Here is a 17278-nt window from a genome sequence, read left to right on the forward strand (position 1 = left end):
TTTATCCGAACAATTTATGTTTCGCTCGTAACATTTTTGATCCGGGAATGCAGCGAAAGGGAGTGGATATGGCCAGGTTGATCGGTACGGTTCGGCAGGTAATGGGCGATGCGTTCGCGGTTGAAAGCGATGGCAGCAAGCGATTGTTGATCGAAGGCGACAAGGTATATGCCGGCGAGCAGTTGCTGACCGGTGCGACCGGCGCCATCGCCGTTCATCTGGCCGGAGGTGGCGAGTTGACGCTGGGCCGCGAGAGCCGGATGCCATTGACGCCGGAAATCCTCGCCAACCACGCTACCCATATCGACACCCCGGACCCGACCGTACCCAGTCAGGGCCAACTGACGGACGTTCAGCAGTTGCAGCAAGCCATTGCAGCCGGTGCCGACCCGGCGCAAGTCACCGACCCGACTGCGGCAGGCAACGCCAATTCCGGTGGTTCACCCGGCGCGCTGGGTGGCGGCCACAGTGCGGTGCTGCTGACGGAAGTCGGTGGTTCGGTCATCCCGGCCATCGGTTTCCCGACTGCGGGGTTTGGGAGCGTGCCGGAGTTCCCCCTCGGCCGGATCGATGGCAGCAACGATGGTTCGCCCGATAGCTCGTTGCCGCCTGTTGTGGCAGTGCCAGTTGAGCCTCCCGTTGTCGGCCCCCCGGTTGTAGAGCCTCCGGTGGTCGAACCGCCTGTGGTAGAACCCCCGGTTGTCGAACCTCCAGTGGTTGAGCCCCCTGTCGTGGAACCCCCTGTCGTGCCGCCCGTCGACAATGGCGTCACGCTGGGCGTCAGTCAGCTCACGCTCAACGAAGCCAATCTCGCCAACGGCAGCAATCCGGACAGCAGCGCGCTGACCCAGACCGGCACCGTCAAAGTCACCGCGCCAGACGGTCTGCAAACCCTCACCGTGGGCGGCATCAGCGTCATCGTCGACGGCGTGATGATGGCCAACCCGCAAAGCGTCACCTTGCCATCCGGCAGTACATTGACCATCAACAATTACAACCCGACCACGGGCGAAGTCAGTTACAGCTACACGTTGAACACGCCGGAAACCCACAACCAGGGCGACGGCACAATCAACAACGAGCAGATCGCGGTGCATGCCGTTGACAGCGATGGCGACATCGCGGACGGCAACATCAACGTCGTGGTGCTCGACGATGTGCCCCATGCCGACGCCGATATGGCGAATGTGGCGCCGGGCGAGGAGGTCAGCACCAATATTCTCCTTAACGACACAGCGGGCGCTGACGGGGCGGGGCCTTCGGGGCTGATCATCGGGGTCAGGGCGGGTGGCGATGGCTCGCAGCCGGTGAACGGCGGGGTAAACACCGTGATCACCGGGCTGTTTGGCACACTGATCGTTGATGCCAATGGAGACGCGACGTACCACAGCGACCCCAGTCTGGTCGGCGCCAACGGTGGGCAGGACGTTTTCACCTACACCATTCGTGACGCAGACGGCGACACCAGCACCACCACGATCACCGTCAACATCGACGCGCCATGCCCTCCAATTGCCTGCAACGATCACGACGTCACCGTTCAGGAAAGCGCGCTGGACATGAACAAGGACGGCCAGGACCTGGCGCCCGGCAAGGTGATTGGCAGCAATCCCGGTTCGGCCGCAGAAACCGGCACCGGCACCGTGGCCGATTCGCTACAGGGCGGCAACGGCACGCTGACGTTCACGCTCAACAATGCGGACAACGGCACGGCGCAGGGCAATTACGGCGTGCTGCACCTCAATGCCGATGGCAGCTACACCTACACGCTCACTTCGGCACCCCAAACCACGCCAGCGGCCAACGACGGTCCGAACATCACCCACGAGACCTTCAGCTACACCGTCACCGATGCGTTGGGGCACTCATCCACCGCGCAGATCGTGGTCAATATCGTCGACGATCAGCCGGTGGCGACGTGCATCGAACAGACCGTGACCAGCGAGCAGACCCAGACCAACCTGATGCTGATCGTCGACAACTCGGCCAGCATGAACGAAGCGTCCGGGTTCAATGGGCTGTCTCGGCTGGAGCTGGAAAAACAGTCGATCATCGAGTTGCTGAACAAGTACGACGCGCTGGGCGATGTGCGGGTGCAACTGGTGACGTTCAACAGCCAGGCAGATCTGGTCAGCAAGGAGTGGGTGGATGTCGCCACGGCCAAAGCCATGGTCTCGGCGATTCAGGCCGGCAACGGCACCAACTACGACGCCGCACTCGCCGCCGCGCAGCAAGCCTTTGGCGAGAAGGGCGCACTGACCGGCGCGCAGAACCTGGCGTACTTTTTCTCGGACGGCAACCCGACGGTATCGCCACAGCACTCCAACCCCGGCAGCCAACCCAACCCGGCGCTCGGCGACGGTATCGACCTCAACGAGGAACACGTCTGGACCCGGTTTCTGGACACTCATCAGATCAATGCCTATGCCATCGGCATTGGCACCGAGGCCAGCAGCACCTACCTGAACCCGGTTGCGCACAACGGCGCGACCGGTACCGACAGCAATGCTGTGCTGGTCACCGATCTGGGGCAACTGGACGCAGTACTCAGTGGCACCGTGCAAGGCGCCGTGCATGGCAGCTTGCTGGAGGGCGGAACGTTCGGCGCCGATCAGGGTTTTATCAAGTCGATCAGCGTTGACGGCACCACCTACACCTACAATCCCAAGGCCTACAGCCATTCTGGCGGGATCATTGCCAGCGGTGACGACAACCACGGCAGTTTCGACCCGCGCAGTAACACTCTGACGGTGACCACCGAGCACGGCGGCACGCTGGTGGTGAACATGGATTCCGGCGTCTACAGCTACACGCCCGCCAATGGCGTGCAGCAGCCACAGACCGAGAACATTCATTACGTACTCAGCGACTACGACGGTGATCTGGCCTCGGCGCAACTGACGATTCATGTGGTCGCGCCGCCTGTGTACGACGCGCCGGTGGCTGTTGCCGATAACGTGATCACCAACATCGACTCGGCCAGCCTGGAGATCCCCGCTGTCGCGCTGCTCGCCAACGACATTGCGTCCAACGGTGGCGCGCTGGGTGCATCGCCCACCGTGTTCGAAACCGGCTGGACGGCCAGGAATGCCGACTTCACTGCCGCGTCGCAAAAGACCCTTCAATTCACCGGCACCCAGGACAAAGACGCCAACCACTTGAAGAATCTTGAGCGCAGCGATTTCTTCAACACCAGCGCCACCGCAGCGTTGCTGGTCATCAGCGGCTATCTGGGGGCGGTCAATGCCTCGGCTTCCAGCGCGCAGGACCTGTACAGCGTGCACTTGAAAGCAGGGGAAACCGTCACCGCCGATCACAGCCTGACCAACAATGTGCTGGGCATGGCCTGGCAGTTCGACAATGGCGCCTTTCACGACATCGCCGACGGCGGCAGCTTTACCGCCACTGAAGACGGCGTGTACCGCTTGGTCGTGGTCAATGAGGCGCCTGCTAACACACCCGAGCACTACACGCTGAATCTGTCGATCGACACCAGCGCCGTTAACAGCACGCCGGATGTTCACAGCACTTACACCGCTACCGATGCTCATGGCGGCAGCAGCACAGCGGCGGTCAATATCAGTCATCAGGACGGGGCGGTGGTGCTGGGTACCACCGGAGATGATGTCTTGGTGGGCGCTGCCAACAGCCACTTGCATGGTGGCGATGGCAATGACGTGCTGGTGGCGGGACCGGGTAACAACGAGCTGTTTGGTGATAGCGGCAACGATATTCTGTTCAGCGGTCCGGGCAATGATCTGCTTGATGGAGACGCGGGCCATAACACCGCCGATTATTCGCTGGCGACGGCGGGTGTCACCGTCAGCACCGGCATCAACGGTGCGCAAAACACTGGCGGGGCTGGCACCGACACGCTGGTCAACATCGATAACCTGGTGGGCTCGAACTTCAATGATCGCCTGACGGGTGATGCAGGTTCCAACGTACTCAATGGCGGGCTGGGCAATGACGTGCTCAACGGCATGGAAGGCGACGACATCCTGATCGGCGGCCCGGGTAACAACACGCTGACGGGCGGGCCGGGCAACGACACCTTTCAATGGATGGCCGGCAATACCGGTCACGACACGATCACCGACTTCACCTTTGGTGCCGACAAACTGGATCTGTCGCAGTTGCTGCAAGGCGCGCATGAGGATCCGAACTCGCTGGAGAACTTCCTGCATTTCAGCATCAGCGGCAGCGATTCAAGTGTGGTGTCGACCATTTCGGTCAGCGCCGTTGCGGGCGGCGCAACGACCCAGACCATTGATCTGGCGGGTGTCGATCTGGCCCAGCATTACGGCGTAGCGCCGGGGGCGGGCGGGGTTGTGGTGGGAGGGCCGGACACTGCATCCATCATCAGCGGCATGCTCGGGGATCACTCGCTGAAAGTCGATACGGTGTGATGCTGCGGCTGGCGGGGTGTCAGATGCGCCGCATCGCGGCCTCGCTTTGGCTCGTCAACTCCTAAAGAGATTTTGTGGTGTTTGGGGGGGTATTGATTCTGCCCGAAGGGTCTCGGGATTTTGTGGATTCTGCCCGGTGGGCGCGGGAGTCCGGCTTGCCGACGATCTGCTGCGCAGCGGCGGTGACCCTGAGGACCCGGCTTCCTGCGCTTGCGCAACCGATGACAGCCGTTCAGCGCTGGGACATGGTCTTCTGACGCAGGATGTAAATCGTGACCAGCACTGCGCTCAGCAGCATGAATCCCCGCGCCCACGCCGAGGGCACCAGCCAGCAGGAGAAACCGATACTGATCCACATCAGCGCAATCGCGTAGACCTTGCCTTTGAGCGGTATGCCATTGCCTTCCAGGTAATCGCGAATCCACGGACCCAGTCGTTTGTTATTCACCAGCCAGTGATAAAACCGCGGCGAACTTCGCGCAAAACACGCTGCGGCCAACAGTAAAAACGGCGTCGTGGGCAGCACCGGCAGGAAAATCCCGATAACCCCCAGCCCGACGCTCAGCCAGCCCACCGCGATCAAAAAAAAGCGCACGAGTCGGTGTCGACTCGTGCGCGGTGTTGCGTTGCCTGAACTGCCCTGCGCCATAGGCGCCGACTCAGTGGTGGCGGGGTTTGAGAATGGCAGGCTTTTCGTCCGGCGCCTGCAGCAACAGATACAGGGCGGTCAGCGCCTCCGGGATCTGCACGATCATGTCGTCCATCAGATTGGCATCGGCGGCGATGTCGGCGAATTCAGGTTGCTCGTCGAACAGCCCCGACCCGACCATGATCGGAAGCAGCATTTCGCTGACTTCCTCTTCATCGTTTTCGAACCAGGCCGACTCACGCAGGAAGACGCCTTCCATGAAGCCGATGCACCAGCCGCGCAGTTCGGAATCGTCCGGGTCGTCCCCCAGATCCAGATCGCACGGCAGTTCGAATTCTTCGTCCGACGCCAGCTGGCGAGCGATGTGCGCTTGCAGCTGGATCAGCGTGGCTTCGATTTCAAGGTGCTGGGATTCATCGGCGTAATGCGGTGGCTCGGCAAACAAAGCGTCGATCCACTCGCGCTCAGGTACCGATTCGGCGCAGATCGACAGTGCGGTCATGTAGCCGTGAGCGGCCACGTAGTCCAACGCTTCGTCATGCAGCTCATCGGCGTCGAGGAACACTTGCAGGCGGGTTAGTTGCTCAGCGAAGGACATTGGACGGACTACCTTGGAAATAAACGATGCTGAATTCTAGGCCCTGCGCGTCGCGGGCGCCAGCGGCGAGGCCCATGCAATCGGTATTGCGCTTAATTTCGACCGCTCGTGTCGCTGCTGTCCTATCGGTTGAAACGCTCCGGTATACTGCGCCGCTTTGAAATTGGGCGGCGGCTGTTTCGCGCCGTGGCAGCACAATCCGGGGTAACTATGCTCGACCAGGCTCAGCGCGTACTTAAAGACATCTTCGGCTACGACAGTTTTCGTGGTCGTCAGGGTGCCATTATCGAGCGCGTGGCCAATGGCGGTGATGCTCTGGTGCTGATGCCCACCGGCGGCGGCAAGTCCCTGTGTTTCCAGGTGCCGGGGCTGTTGCGTGACGGCCTCGCCGTGGTGGTTTCACCGTTGATCGCCTTGATGGACGATCAGGTGGCGACCCTTGAAGAGCTCGGTGTTTCGGCCGCTGCCCTCAACTCCACACTGAGCGCCGAGCAACAGCGCGATCTCGCCAACCGGATTCAGCTGGGTGAGATCAAAATGCTCTATCTGGCGCCGGAGCGTCTTGTGCAGCCGCGCATGCTGGCGTTTCTGCAGAACCTCAAGATTGCCCTGTTCGCCATCGACGAAGCGCACTGCGTATCACAATGGGGTCATGACTTCCGCCCTGAATACCTGCAATTGGGGCAATTGGCCGAGCTGTTCCCGGACGTGCCGCGTATTGCCCTGACCGCCACCGCCGACAAGCGCACCCGTGAAGAGATCGTGCAGCGTCTGCACCTGCAAAACGCAGAACGCTTTCTGTCGAGCTTCGACCGCCCCAACATTTTTTACCGCATCGTGCCTAAAGAGCAGCCGCGCAAACAATTGCTGGCGTTTCTGTCCGAACGGCGCAGCGATGCGGGCATCGTCTACTGCCTGTCGCGCAAGAAAGTCGATGAAATTGCCGTGTTCCTCAGCGACAACGGCTATCCGGCGCTGCCTTATCACGCAGGCTTACCCATCGAAACCCGCTCCAGCAACCAGCGTCGCTTTCTGAACGAAGAAGGCTTGATCATGGTTGCCACCATCGCGTTCGGCATGGGCATCGACAAACCCAACGTGCGCTTCGTCGCGCACATGGACCTGCCAAAATCGCTGGAAGCGTACTACCAGGAGACGGGCCGGGCAGGGCGAGACGGGCTGCCGGCTGACGCGTGGATGGCGTACGGTCTGCAAGACGTCGTGATGCTCAAGCAGATGCTGCAAAACTCCGAAGGCGATGAGCGCCACAAACGTGTCGAACAGCACAAGCTCGACGCCATGCTCGCCCTGTGCGAAGAAACCCGCTGCCGTCGACAGACCCTTTTGGCGTATTTCGACGAAGACATGCCCAACCCGTGCGGCCATTGCGATAACTGCGTTGACGGCGTGCAGACCTGGGACGCTACCGAGCCTGCGCGCCAAGCGCTCTCGGCGATTTACCGCACCGGCCAGCGTTATGGCGTCGGGCATCTGGTGGACGTGTTGCTGGGCAAGGAGAACGACAAGGTTCAGAGCTTCGGCCATCAGCACCTGGCGGTCTTCGGTGTCGGAAAAAACCGGAATGATAGCGAGTGGCGCTCCTTGTTCCGACAGTTGGTGGCGCGTGGCCTGGCCGATATCGATCTGGAAGGCTACGGCGGACTGCGTCTGAGCGACACGTGCAGGCCTTTGCTTCGCGGCGAAGTCACCCTTGAATTACGCCGCGACCTGAAACCGCAAACCACCGCCAAGGCATCTGGCAGCAGCCCTGCCAGCCAATTGGTGCGCGCAGAAGAGCGCGAACAGTGGGAAGCGTTACGTGCGTTGCGCCGCAAACTGGCCGAAGAGCACGGCGTGCCGCCTTACGTTATTTTTCCGGATTCCACGCTGCTTGAAATGCTGCGCAGCAAACCCGGGACGATGGCCGACATGGGTCGCGTCAGCGGGGTGGGCGCGCGCAAACTTGAGCGCTATGGCGAGGCCTTTCTGGAAGTACTGGGGGGTTCGGGGCCGGCGCTCAAAGTGGTGGCCGATGTGCGTCACGAGTTGATCAGCCTCGCTCGCGCAGGCATGACGCCGCTGCAGATCGCCGGGCAGTTGCAGTGTTCGGAGAAAAACGTCTACACCATGCTGGCCGAAGCCATTGGCAAGCAGCAATTGTCCCTTGAGCAGGCGCTGGATCTGCCGGAAGACCTGCTTGGTGAAATTCAGGATGCGTTTCTTGACGGCGAAGGCGAGTTGCCTCCGGTGGCTGCCATCGCCGACCTGTTCGTCGGCCGCGTGCCGGAGGGCGTACTGTATTGCGTGCGCGCGGCGTTGCAGTCGGAGTTCGAGGTCTGAGGCCGCCTGACGGTCTGCGACGAATCACCACATCCGGATACTTGCCTGATCAGAAGCGTCATGGTTAGCTGGCTATTAATTAGGAAAAGCCTTTAACCACTGAGTCGCCTATGCCCCTCACTGAAGAACATCGCTTCGGCATGCAACTGGCCCACACGTCCCGTGGCTGGCGTGCCGAACTCGACCGGCGCCTGGCTGATCTCGGTTTGTCCCAGGCCCGTTGGCTGGTGTTGCTGCATCTGGCGCGCTTCACCGAGCCGCCCACCCAGCGTGAGCTGGCGCAAAGTGTCGGTGTTGAAGGCCCCACTCTGGCCCGTTTGCTGGACAGCCTGGAAAAACAGGGCCTGGTGCGTCGTCAGGCAGTTCTTGAAGATCGCCGGGCCAAGAAGATCCTCCTCGATGACAGCGCGCGTCCGCTCATCGTAGAGATAGAAACCATCGCCACCGCCTTGCGTCACGAGCTGTTCGTGGGCGTCGATGAGGAAGAGCTTCGGGTTTGCATGCAGGTTCACGCGAAAATACTCGCGAACCTCGAAAAATCCTGAAATCAGGCGTACACAGCGCTTTAAATACGTTGTACGTGCATAAACATCCTGTTCTATTTGCATACATACGTGTTTCGATCTGGACGTGGCGTCCATTACGTCAATGAACAGCAGGGAAGCCTGCCTCTTTTTCCATAAGGGTTCGCATGCTGAAGAGTTTTCAGGCTCATAGTGGGCGCATGGCGTGTTCGGCACGGCGTGTCAAAACAGGTCTTCGTTGTAGCGTGCTGACATTGGCCATCGCTTCGGCGTCCCTGCTTCATAGCAGCATCGCCGCAGCGCTTGGGCTTGGCGAGATAACGCTGCACTCTGCAATGGGTCAGCCGCTCAACGCCGACATCGAGCTGATCGAGACCGCTGGACTCAATCCTGAAGACATCATCGTCGGCCTTGCCCCGCCAGAAGCCTTCAGCAAAGCGGGTATAGAGCGGGTTTTCTTCTACAACGACCTGCGCTTCACACCGATCATCCGTGGCAATCGCGGGGTCGTTCATGTGGAGTCCAGGAAGGCGGTGACCGAGCCTTATCTGAATTTTCTGGTGAGACTGGTTCGCCCGTCCGGCGACCAGTTGCATGAGTACACCGTGTTGCTTGATCCGCCGGATTCGCCGGCCGGACTGTCCGCGACACGCAGCCGCACCAACACGCTTGCAGGCACCACCTCTAAAATACCTGAGTCGCGGATGCCGGTTGCACCGCCGGCCGCCGTTGACGGCAAGCACTACACCGTTGTCGCCGGTGACACGCTGGCATCCATCGCCCGGCGGCTGCAAGCGCCCGGCAGTAAAACCTCTGCCGCAGGATTGGCCAGCGGTATTCAAGCGCTCAATCCTCAAGCGTTTCCCAACGGTGAAAACAGCCGTCTGAAAATTGGCCAGAGCCTGCTCTTGCCCGATGCCGCCATGACTCCGAATCAAGCGGCGCCTGCCAAATCAGCGCCTACATCACCCGCATCTGCACCTGCATCAACGCCTGCCGCCGCACCGGTGTCGGGTGTCACCACAGCGCAGAGCAGCGCGCCCCAGGTGGCCGAGCAATTGACCGCCACAGCGCTGGAAAATCAGCAACTGAGCAAAAGTCTCGACGACCTGAAAGGCAAGGTGCAGACCGCCGAAGAAGACGTCGCTGGCAAAAACAGGCAAATCAGCGAACTTCAGACTCAGCTTGCGGAACTCAAATCGTCCGCGAGTAACCGTCCTGCGGTGGCGACGCCGCCCGCCACGCCGCCCGCCACGCCTGCTGCCGCTCCCGCTGTGACGCCAGCTGTGACGCCCGCGCCTGCGCCTGTTGCGGTGGTGGCCAACGACGCAAGCGATGTGCCATGGCCGCTGTTGCTGGGTGCCATTCTGATTCTGTTGCTATTGCTCGGACTGGCTTACTCGATTCGGCGCAACCGCATCAAAAACCAGCTGGCGTTGGTGCCTGAGCGTGAAGAACCGATCATAAAGCCGGCTCAGTCGACCGTCACCCCGGTTTTCGAGGTGCCCGACGTGGCACCGCGCCCGACAGCCGCCCCCGCTGCATCGCCGTCATCCTCCGGTCAACGACTGGCAGGTGCGTCCACCGACGCTCTTGATGGCGCCAGTATTTACATTGCCTATGGGCGTTTTACCGAGGCACTGGCTATCCTGCGCGAAGCGTTGCAAAAGCAGCCGCAACGTACGGATTTGCGCTTGAGAATTCTCGAATTACTCGGCGAGCAAGGCGATCTCGCCGCTTTCGATGAAGAAGAAAAGGTGTTGCTGAACCAGGGCATAGAGCCGCAGCGACTTCAGGAAATCCGCTCGCGTTATCCAAAATTGAAGCTGGCGGCGCAGCCACCTGTCGTCGCGCCTGAGCCCGCTCCATCGTCATCGCCGTCTCCAGTTGCGCCGGCCGTGCTGGCAACGGCTGCAATGGCTGCAATGGCTGCTGCGACTGCAGCGGCAGCACCGCCTGCGGTTACGGCATCACAGCCCGATGAAAATGCTGCGGCAGCGCTCAATCCTAAACAGGAAGACGAATTCCAGCTGAACCTCGATGACCTGTCGATGGATTCGGATTGGGATCTGGTTGACCCGTTTGAAAGCACGCCCGCGCCGCGCAAGGCCCCGGCTGTTGTGCCCGAAGCAGCTGCCGACCCGGCGTTTGCGTCGAACCTGACAGAGCTGCCCGAAGTATTCGAGATGCCTGATGAGCAGTTTCTCAGCGACTTTGCCGAACCTGAACCGCTGGTCGTGAACGAACAGGCTCTGGACCTCGATATGGACATGGATTTTGATCTGGACGCTGATCTCGGCATGGACCTTGAGCCCGAGCCGATCGTGGAGACGGTCGTGCAAACCAACAGCGACTCACTGGACGATGCGTTTCTGGACGGCTTCATGGACGACGAGTCTGAATTCGATTTACTCGATCTGGAGGAAGAGCCCTTGAGCAAAATCAATCAGGCACAGGTACTGATCGATGAGGGCAGCCTGGATGACGCGCGTCAGTTGCTTCAGGAAGTCATCGACGACAGCAATGACGGTGCGCAGCAGACGGCGCGGGACTTGCTGGCGGGCATCAGTTGATGTCGGTTAAACCCGAAGTCGTCATCACCTACTGCACTCAGTGCCAGTGGCTGTTGCGCGCTGCATGGCTGGCGCAGGAGCTGCTCAGTACTTTTTCAGATGATCTGGGCAAAGTGTCGCTGGTCCCCGGCACCGGCGGCATCTTTCAGATCACCTGCGATGAGGTTCACATCTGGGAGCGCAAGGCCGACGGTGGCTTCCCGGAAGCCAAGGCGCTCAAGCAGCGGGTGCGCGACCAGATCGACCCTCAACGCAACCTCGGGCATAACGATCGCGCGTCTGCCACGGACGCCTGAGTTCAGCTGCTGTCATCACATCGCAATAACCCTGTCACATCGGATTAACCGTCTGGGTTCAGTCTCATTCAAACCAGACGGAGTGTGTCCATGAGCATTGCTGAAAACGCCCGCCCCAGTCGGAAGCAACGTGTCAGAACCCTATGGATATCCGACGTCCACCTTGGTACCCGGGATTGCCAGGCGGAGCACTTGTCGGGCTTTCTCAAGCAGTACCATGCCGACCGGATTTACCTGGTCGGCGATATCATCGACGGCTGGAAACTGCGAGGCGGCATGTACTGGCCGCAGGCGCACACCAACGTCATCCGCCGCTTGCTGACGATGAGCAAACGCGGGACGGAAGTCATCTACGTAACCGGCAATCACGACGAATTTCTTCGGCGTTATTCGAAGCTGATCCTGGGCAACATCCAGCTGGTCGACGAGGCTGTGCACACCACCGCCGATGGCCGGCGCCTGCTGGTGATCCACGGCGATCAGTTTGACGTCATCACGCGCTACCACCGTTGGCTGGCGTTTCTGGGCGACTCGGCCTACGAATTCACCTTGACCCTCAATCGCTGGCTCAATCACTGGCGCGCCCGTTACGGGTACGGTTACTGGTCGTTGTCGGCGTACCTGAAGCACAAGGTCAAAACCGCCGTCAGCTTCATCAGCGACTTCGAAGAAGCCATCGCTCATGAGTGCGCCAAACGCGGGCTGGACGGCGTGGTGTGCGGGCATATCCACCACGCCGAGATCCGTCAGGTCGGGGAGGTGGAATACCTCAATTGCGGCGATTGGGTGGAGTCCTGCACGGCGTTGATCGAGCACTGGGACGGCCACATCGAGCTGTTCCGTCTGGCCGATGCTCACGTCAGCAAAAAGGCCCTTGAGGAAGCGGAGCAGGCGACGGTCTGAAGCCTCGCCAGGCTCCGTTTGGATCAAGTGCTAGAACGGCACCTTGCCGCGCAGCATGTCGCGGTACATGGCGAAATCCCCTAGCAGGCTGTAGAGGGGATATTTGAAAGTGGCCGGACGATTTTTCTCGAAGAAAAAGTGCCCGACCCAGGCAAAACTGTAGCCGGCCAGCGGCAATATCCACAGCCACATCCAGCTGGCGCTGATCAGCGCTGACGCCAGAATCAGGATAACCAGCGAGGTCCCGATGAAGTGCAGACGGCGGCAGGTGCTGTCACTGTGTTCCTTCAAATAATAAGGATAGAAGTCGGCAAAGTGCTGGAACGTTCTGACGTTATCCACTGATTGTGCTCATTGTTATGTGACGTACTCTGAGTCTAGCCGAGCCCTGGACACAATCAGTGACATTAGGTGCCAACGTAGTATCCTTCGGCTATCGACCGCAGGGGGCGGCGGCCTGAAAAGCAGACGTGAGCATGGAGAGAACGACTTCTTCCAGCTGGGCAATGGGCATCGTCAAATCGCTGGAAATGGATGGGCTGGACTGCCGTGCTTTGTTCAAGCAGTTGGGGTTGGTGTACGCCGATCTGGAGAATCCGGATGCGCGTTTCCCTCAGGATTCCATGACCCGGCTTTGGCAGCGGGCCGTCGAGTTATCGGGCAACCCGGCGGTCGGTCTGAACATGGCGCGGGTGGTGCGGCCTGCCTCTTTCAGTGTGGCTGGCTATGCCTTGATGTCGTCGCGCACGCTCAAGGAAGGTTTCGAGCGACTGGTGCGTTACCAGCGCATCATTGCCGACAGCGCTGACTTGAGTTTTCGTCTGCTGCCGGAAGGCTATGCGCTGATTCTCACAGTGCATGGCGATCATCTTCCGCCGACCCGGCAGAGCGCCGAAGCGTCACTGGCCTTTGCACTGGCGTTTTGTGGCTGGCTGACAGGCCGGCCGCTGCAACCCCGGTCTGTGATGATTCAGGGCCCGCAACCGAAAAACGTCGAGCCCTATAAAAAGTTCTTTCATGCCCCGCTGACCTTCAATGCGCCCTACGACGCGCTGGTGTTCGAACGCGCCGACCTGGAAGCGCCGCTGCCGACGGCCGACGAGGCGATGGCCAGGCTCCATGACCGATTTGCGGGGGAGTTTCTGGCGCGTTTTGCCAGCAACCGTGTCACCCATCAGGCGCGGCAGGTGTTGTGCCGTTTGCTGCCGCAGGGCGAGCCCAAGCGCGAAGCGGTTGCACAAAGCCTGCATTTGTCGCAGCGCACCTTGCAGCGCCGGTTGCAGGAGGAGCGCACCAGCTTCCAGATCCTGCTCGACGACACCCGTCGAGAACTGGCCGGGCAATACCTCGCCCAACCCAACATGACCTTGCTGGAAATCGCTTACCTTCTGGGTTTCGCCGACCCCAGCAATTTCTTCCGTGCCTTCCGACGCTGGTTCGACGAAACCCCGGGCGAATATCGCGCCCGACTGTAACGCACCATCCCCGCCCCGATAAAACGCCATTGTGAGCCTGGATAGGGCCATCAGAATGACGGGGACCTGTAGACGCGAATTCATTCGCGTGGCGTTGGGATTGATTCAACCTGTGACGCCGTCTTGCCAACAAGTTGGCACCTGCAGACCCGGGGCACTTCTGGATGGGTGCTTTGAGCTGTAGACGCGAACTCATTCGCTTGGCGTTGGGATTGATTCAACCTGTGACGCCGTCTTGCCAACAAGTTGGCACCTGCAGACCCGGGGCACTTCTGGATGGGTGCTTTGAGCTGTAGACGCGAATTCATTCGCGTGGCGTTGGGATTGATTCAACCTGTGACGACGTCTCGCCAGCAAGTTGGCCCCAGAGCTGGAAGGCTCTTTGAGCTTTCGACATATCCGGGAAGAAAGCTTTATTAGAGCCTTTACGCATCAGTACGTAAGTTGTTCTGCTCTTGTTCAGGCCATGGAGGGCGAGCTAATGACGCGTAACGAACATGCAGGCTGTCTCAGAACGGGACGATTTTCGGAGGTTGGGCGACTGTACAGCGTGACGTCAGTGGTAGAAGGCCGGTTACCCATTTTTGGCAATTGGCAATTGGGCAGAATCGTTGTTCACGAATTTCGGCGTGCGGAAGCGGACGGTTTGGTTTGCTCATTCGCTTGGGTGGTTATGCCTGACCATTTCCACTGGTTGTTCGAACTCAGGTCCGGCTCTTTGGATGCCCTGATCAAACGCGTCAAGGCACGGAGTGCCATTGAGTACAACCGGGCGACGCAGGGGCGCGGGCGCATCTGGCAAAAGGGTTTTCATGACAGGGCAATCCGTTATGAAGAGGATGTCCAGGATGTCGCGCGATACATCGTCGCCAACCCGCTTCGCGCAGGGTTGGTTAGCCGCTTGGGAAACTATCCGCTTTGGGACGCAGTATGGATTTGAAACATCTGCAGCCGGGTAAACCGCCTCGCCAACAAGTTGGCTCCTACAGAACCGCGGCATTTCTGGATGGGTGCTTTGTTCTGTAGACGCGAATTCATTCGCGTGGCGTTGGGATTGATTCAGCCTGTGATGCCGTCTCGCCAACAAGTTGGCTCCTACACAGGCAGCATGGCCTCAACCTGTAGACGCGAATTCATTCGCGTGGCATCCCATCGCGGCCTCGCCCAGGCTCGTCAGCTCCTACAGGATTTTGCGGCGTTTGTTAGGTTCGATTCGCGGCCAAATCTGTGCGGGCGAGTGGGAGATTCCTGCAAGCTCTCGGTATCCGCAGGGTTTCAATGCCGCCAGAACGCCGGGATGCAAAGCACCAGTACGGTGATGATTTCCAGGCGGCCGAGCAGCATGCCCACTGACAGAATCCATTTGGCTGCATCCGGCAAGGTCGAGAAATTGCCGGCCGGGCCGATGGTTTCGCCCAGGCCCGGGCCGACGCCGGATACCGTGCTGGCGGCGCCTGTCAATGCGGTCATCCAGTCCAGGCCCAGAAGCGACAGCATCAGCGCGATCAGGCAAATGGTGATCGTGAAGAAAAACGAAAAGGTCAGGATCGACCGCACAATATCGTCATCCAGCCGATGCCCGTTGTACTGCTGTCGAATCACCGCTCGCGGGTGGATCAGTTGATGCAGGTTCGCCCTGAGCAGGATGTACGCCACCTGAAACCGAAAGACCTTCACGCCGCCTGCCGTCGAGCCGGAACAACCGCCGATGAACCCCAGATAAAAGAAAATCATCAGCGAGAAATTGCCCCAAAGGCTGTAATCCCCCAGTGCAAAACCGGTGGTGGTGACCACGGAAGTGACGTTCAGCGCAACATGGCGCAAGGCATCGTACCAAGGCAGATCGGTGGTCGCCCAATACCAGAGGGTCATGACCAGCCAGGTCACCAGCAGCAGCCCGATAAAACCCTGCACCTGCTGGTCCCTGATCAACGCCTTACGGTTACCGCGCACGGTCGCCACAAATAGCGTGAACGGCAGGCTGCCAAGGATCATCACCACGATGGCCACCCAATGCACGGCGGGCTGCGTCCACTTCGCCAGCGATTGATCAGAGGTCGAAAAACCACCGGTGGAAATCGCCGACATGGCGTGGTTGATCGCGTCGAACAGGTTCATGCCCGCGGCCCAGAAGGCCAGGGTGCCAACTGCTGTGATGCTGACGTAAATCAACACGATGAACTTGGCGACCATGTGCGAGCGCGGCATGACCTTTTCCGAACGGTCCGAGGACTCCGTCTGAAACAGCCGCATCCCGCCGATCCGCAGCAACGGCAGGATCGCCACCGCCATACCGATGAAGCCGATACCGCCCAGCCAGTGCAACAGCGAGCGCCAGATCAGAATGCCCGGCGACATCGTGTCCAGCCCGCTCAGCACCGTCGAGCCGGTGGCCGTGATGCCCGACATGCTTTCAAAGAAGGAGTCGGTGTAGCTGATGTGTTGCGTCAGCAGAAACGGCAGCGCTGCGAAGATGCAGACGACGACCCAACTGCTGACGGTAAGCAGATACATGTCTCGTGGGCGCAGGTGCACATGTTCCGGCCGGCCGGGACTCACCAGCGCCAGGCCTGCAACGAACGTGATAGTGCTCGCCCAAAGAAACGATGGCAGGTCACTGGTGCGCTCGAAGATCAGCAGGGTCGCCATCGGCACAACCATCGCAATGGCCAGCGTAATGAGGAAGATCCCGATAATGAAACCGATGATGCGAAGGGTCGGCAACGCCATGCGGTCGCTCTGCTGAGAAAAAGAAGGGGCGCCATTCTACCCGTGGCTCTGTACATGTAAACCGATGGGCTTTCTGGCGGTCTTTTAAGTAATTGGCACCGTTATTCGTTATTGAACTTCAACACGCCCTAGAATGCGCAATCATTTTTACAAGGAGACGATTTGATGGAAGCGCTTGACCTGCTGCTCAACCGTGTGTCGGTTCCCCGATTGATCGAGCCGGCGCCGGACGCCGCTCAGCGAGAGATTCTGTTCAGCGCCGCGTTGCGTGCGCCCGATCATGGCCAGCTCCGGCCGTTTCGTTTTCTGACCGTCGAAGGTGAAGCGCGACAGCGTATGGGTCTGCTGCTGGCCGATGCCTTGCAACAGAGCGGTGCTGCGTCGGACGAGAAAGCGTTGGACAAAGCCCGCAACGGTCCTTTGCGCGCACCACTGGTGGTGGTGGTCATCGCTAAATTGCAGGATCACCACAAGGTGCCCAAGAGCGAGCAACTGATCACTGCCGGCTGTGCGGCCCACGGCGTACTGCTGGCAGCTTACTCGTTAGGCGTCGGCGCTGTGTGGCGCACTGGCGATTTGTCGTATTCGGCCCATGTGGCCAAGGGCTTGGGGTTGGCAGAGGACGAGGAGGTGATCGCGTTCTTGTACTTGGGCACCCCACAAAATCCGCCGCGCGTTGCCTCGAAAGTCGACGTGGTGGATTTTGTCAGCGAGTGGCAGGGATAACTTGTTTGCGGTCTTACGCGACCCTCGCTGCGAAGGGTCGCGTCATGTCAAAGGC

13 protein-coding genes are annotated in these 17278 nt (G+C 60.0%); 9 read left to right on the top strand and 4 right to left on the bottom strand.

Annotation, left to right across the window (positions count from 1 at the left end; translation table 11 throughout):
- The first annotated feature begins 68 nt into the window (after window positions 1-68).
- Window positions 69-4409 (top strand): retention module-containing protein, encoded by a 4341-nt coding sequence (locus OYW20_RS08170; protein ID WP_268800190.1) that lies wholly within the window; start codon window positions 69-71, stop codon window positions 4407-4409.
- Window positions 4410-4641: 232 nt separating this feature from the next.
- Here the strand turns inward: OYW20_RS08170 and OYW20_RS08175 are convergent, their stop codons facing one another.
- Window positions 4642-5058, bottom strand: coding sequence for a YbaN family protein (locus OYW20_RS08175; protein ID WP_268800191.1), 417 nt, complete (start codon window positions 5056-5058; stop codon window positions 4642-4644).
- Window positions 5059-5068: 10 nt separating this feature from the next.
- A complete protein-coding gene (locus OYW20_RS08180) occupies window positions 5069-5656 on the bottom strand; it encodes a YecA family protein (protein WP_268800192.1) in 588 nt (195 codons plus the stop codon).
- A gap of 210 nt (window positions 5657-5866) precedes the next feature.
- On the opposite strand from OYW20_RS08180, the gene recQ reads away from it, so the two are divergent.
- From recQ to OYW20_RS08205, 5 genes are all read left to right on the top strand, one after another.
- The gene (recQ, locus tag OYW20_RS08185; protein ID WP_268800193.1) at window positions 5867-7996 is read left to right on the top strand and encodes a DNA helicase RecQ; all 2130 of its coding nucleotides are present in this window, start codon (window positions 5867-5869) and stop codon (window positions 7994-7996) included.
- A gap of 110 nt (window positions 7997-8106) precedes the next feature.
- Window positions 8107-8541 carry a MarR family transcriptional regulator gene (locus OYW20_RS08190; protein WP_268800194.1) on the top strand — a complete coding sequence of 145 codons (435 nt, stop codon included), beginning with the start codon at window positions 8107-8109 and terminating at the stop codon, window positions 8539-8541.
- Between the two features lie 146 nt (window positions 8542-8687).
- Window positions 8688-11093 (top strand): FimV/HubP family polar landmark protein, encoded by a 2406-nt coding sequence (locus OYW20_RS08195; protein ID WP_408005480.1) that lies wholly within the window; start codon window positions 8688-8690, stop codon window positions 11091-11093.
- On the top strand, window positions 11090-11389 hold the full coding sequence (locus OYW20_RS08200) for a SelT/SelW/SelH family protein (protein ID WP_268800196.1): 300 nt from the start codon (window positions 11090-11092) through the stop codon (window positions 11387-11389). The genes OYW20_RS08195 and OYW20_RS08200 overlap by 4 nt, the downstream gene beginning before the upstream one ends.
- A gap of 90 nt (window positions 11390-11479) precedes the next feature.
- Window positions 11480-12292: a UDP-2,3-diacylglucosamine diphosphatase gene (locus OYW20_RS08205; RefSeq protein WP_268800197.1), complete on the top strand. Its 813-nt coding sequence runs from the start codon at window positions 11480-11482 to the stop codon at window positions 12290-12292.
- A gap of 30 nt (window positions 12293-12322) precedes the next feature.
- Here the strand turns inward: OYW20_RS08205 and OYW20_RS08210 are convergent, their stop codons facing one another.
- The gene (locus OYW20_RS08210) at window positions 12323-12634 is read right to left on the bottom strand and encodes a DUF962 domain-containing protein (protein ID WP_268800198.1); all 312 of its coding nucleotides are present in this window, start codon (window positions 12632-12634) and stop codon (window positions 12323-12325) included.
- Between the two features lie 134 nt (window positions 12635-12768).
- On the opposite strand from OYW20_RS08210, the gene OYW20_RS08215 reads away from it, so the two are divergent.
- Entirely contained in the window at window positions 12769-13767 is a 999-nt protein-coding gene (locus OYW20_RS08215; protein ID WP_268800199.1) for an AraC family transcriptional regulator, read from the top strand.
- A 481-nt stretch (window positions 13768-14248) separates the two neighbouring features.
- Complete coding sequence (locus OYW20_RS08220; protein ID WP_268800200.1) at window positions 14249-14707, top strand: REP-associated tyrosine transposase; 459 nt, start codon at window positions 14249-14251, stop codon at window positions 14705-14707.
- A gap of 335 nt (window positions 14708-15042) precedes the next feature.
- Here OYW20_RS08220 and OYW20_RS08225 read toward each other — a convergent pair whose 3' ends face one another.
- Window positions 15043-16497 (bottom strand): TrkH family potassium uptake protein, encoded by a 1455-nt coding sequence (locus tag OYW20_RS08225; protein ID WP_268800201.1) that lies wholly within the window; start codon window positions 16495-16497, stop codon window positions 15043-15045.
- A 165-nt stretch (window positions 16498-16662) separates the two neighbouring features.
- On the opposite strand from OYW20_RS08225, the gene OYW20_RS08230 reads away from it, so the two are divergent.
- The gene (locus tag OYW20_RS08230) at window positions 16663-17223 is read left to right on the top strand and encodes a nitroreductase family protein (RefSeq protein ID WP_268800202.1); all 561 of its coding nucleotides are present in this window, start codon (window positions 16663-16665) and stop codon (window positions 17221-17223) included.
- Window positions 17224-17278: the final 55 nt, after the last annotated feature.

The organism is Pseudomonas sp. BSw22131 (assembly GCF_026810445.1).
GTDB lineage: Bacteria > Pseudomonadota > Gammaproteobacteria > Pseudomonadales > Pseudomonadaceae > Aquipseudomonas > Aquipseudomonas huanghezhanensis.

What these genes read in the sequence shown, in the direction of transcription:
- OYW20_RS08225 (WP_268800201.1), bottom strand. Translation starts at nt 16,497, where the DNA reads ATGGCGTTGCCGACCCTTCGCATCATCGGTTTCATTATCGGGATCTTC.
- OYW20_RS08220 (WP_268800200.1), top strand. Translation starts at nt 14,249, where the DNA reads ATGACGCGTAACGAACATGCAGGCTGTCTCAGAACGGGACGATTTTCG.
- recQ (WP_268800193.1), top strand. Translation starts at nt 5,867, where the DNA reads ATGCTCGACCAGGCTCAGCGCGTACTTAAAGACATCTTCGGCTACGAC.
- OYW20_RS08170 (WP_268800190.1), top strand. Translation starts at nt 69, where the DNA reads ATGGCCAGGTTGATCGGTACGGTTCGGCAGGTAATGGGCGATGCGTTC.
- OYW20_RS08230 (WP_268800202.1), top strand. Translation starts at nt 16,663, where the DNA reads ATGGAAGCGCTTGACCTGCTGCTCAACCGTGTGTCGGTTCCCCGATTG.
- OYW20_RS08215 (WP_268800199.1), top strand. Translation starts at nt 12,769, where the DNA reads ATGGAGAGAACGACTTCTTCCAGCTGGGCAATGGGCATCGTCAAATCG.
- OYW20_RS08195 (WP_408005480.1), top strand. Translation starts at nt 8,688, where the DNA reads ATGCTGAAGAGTTTTCAGGCTCATAGTGGGCGCATGGCGTGTTCGGCA.
- OYW20_RS08180 (WP_268800192.1), bottom strand. Translation starts at nt 5,656, where the DNA reads ATGTCCTTCGCTGAGCAACTAACCCGCCTGCAAGTGTTCCTCGACGCC.
- OYW20_RS08190 (WP_268800194.1), top strand. Translation starts at nt 8,107, where the DNA reads ATGCCCCTCACTGAAGAACATCGCTTCGGCATGCAACTGGCCCACACG.
- OYW20_RS08205 (WP_268800197.1), top strand. Translation starts at nt 11,480, where the DNA reads ATGAGCATTGCTGAAAACGCCCGCCCCAGTCGGAAGCAACGTGTCAGA.
- OYW20_RS08175 (WP_268800191.1), bottom strand. Translation starts at nt 5,058, where the DNA reads ATGGCGCAGGGCAGTTCAGGCAACGCAACACCGCGCACGAGTCGACAC.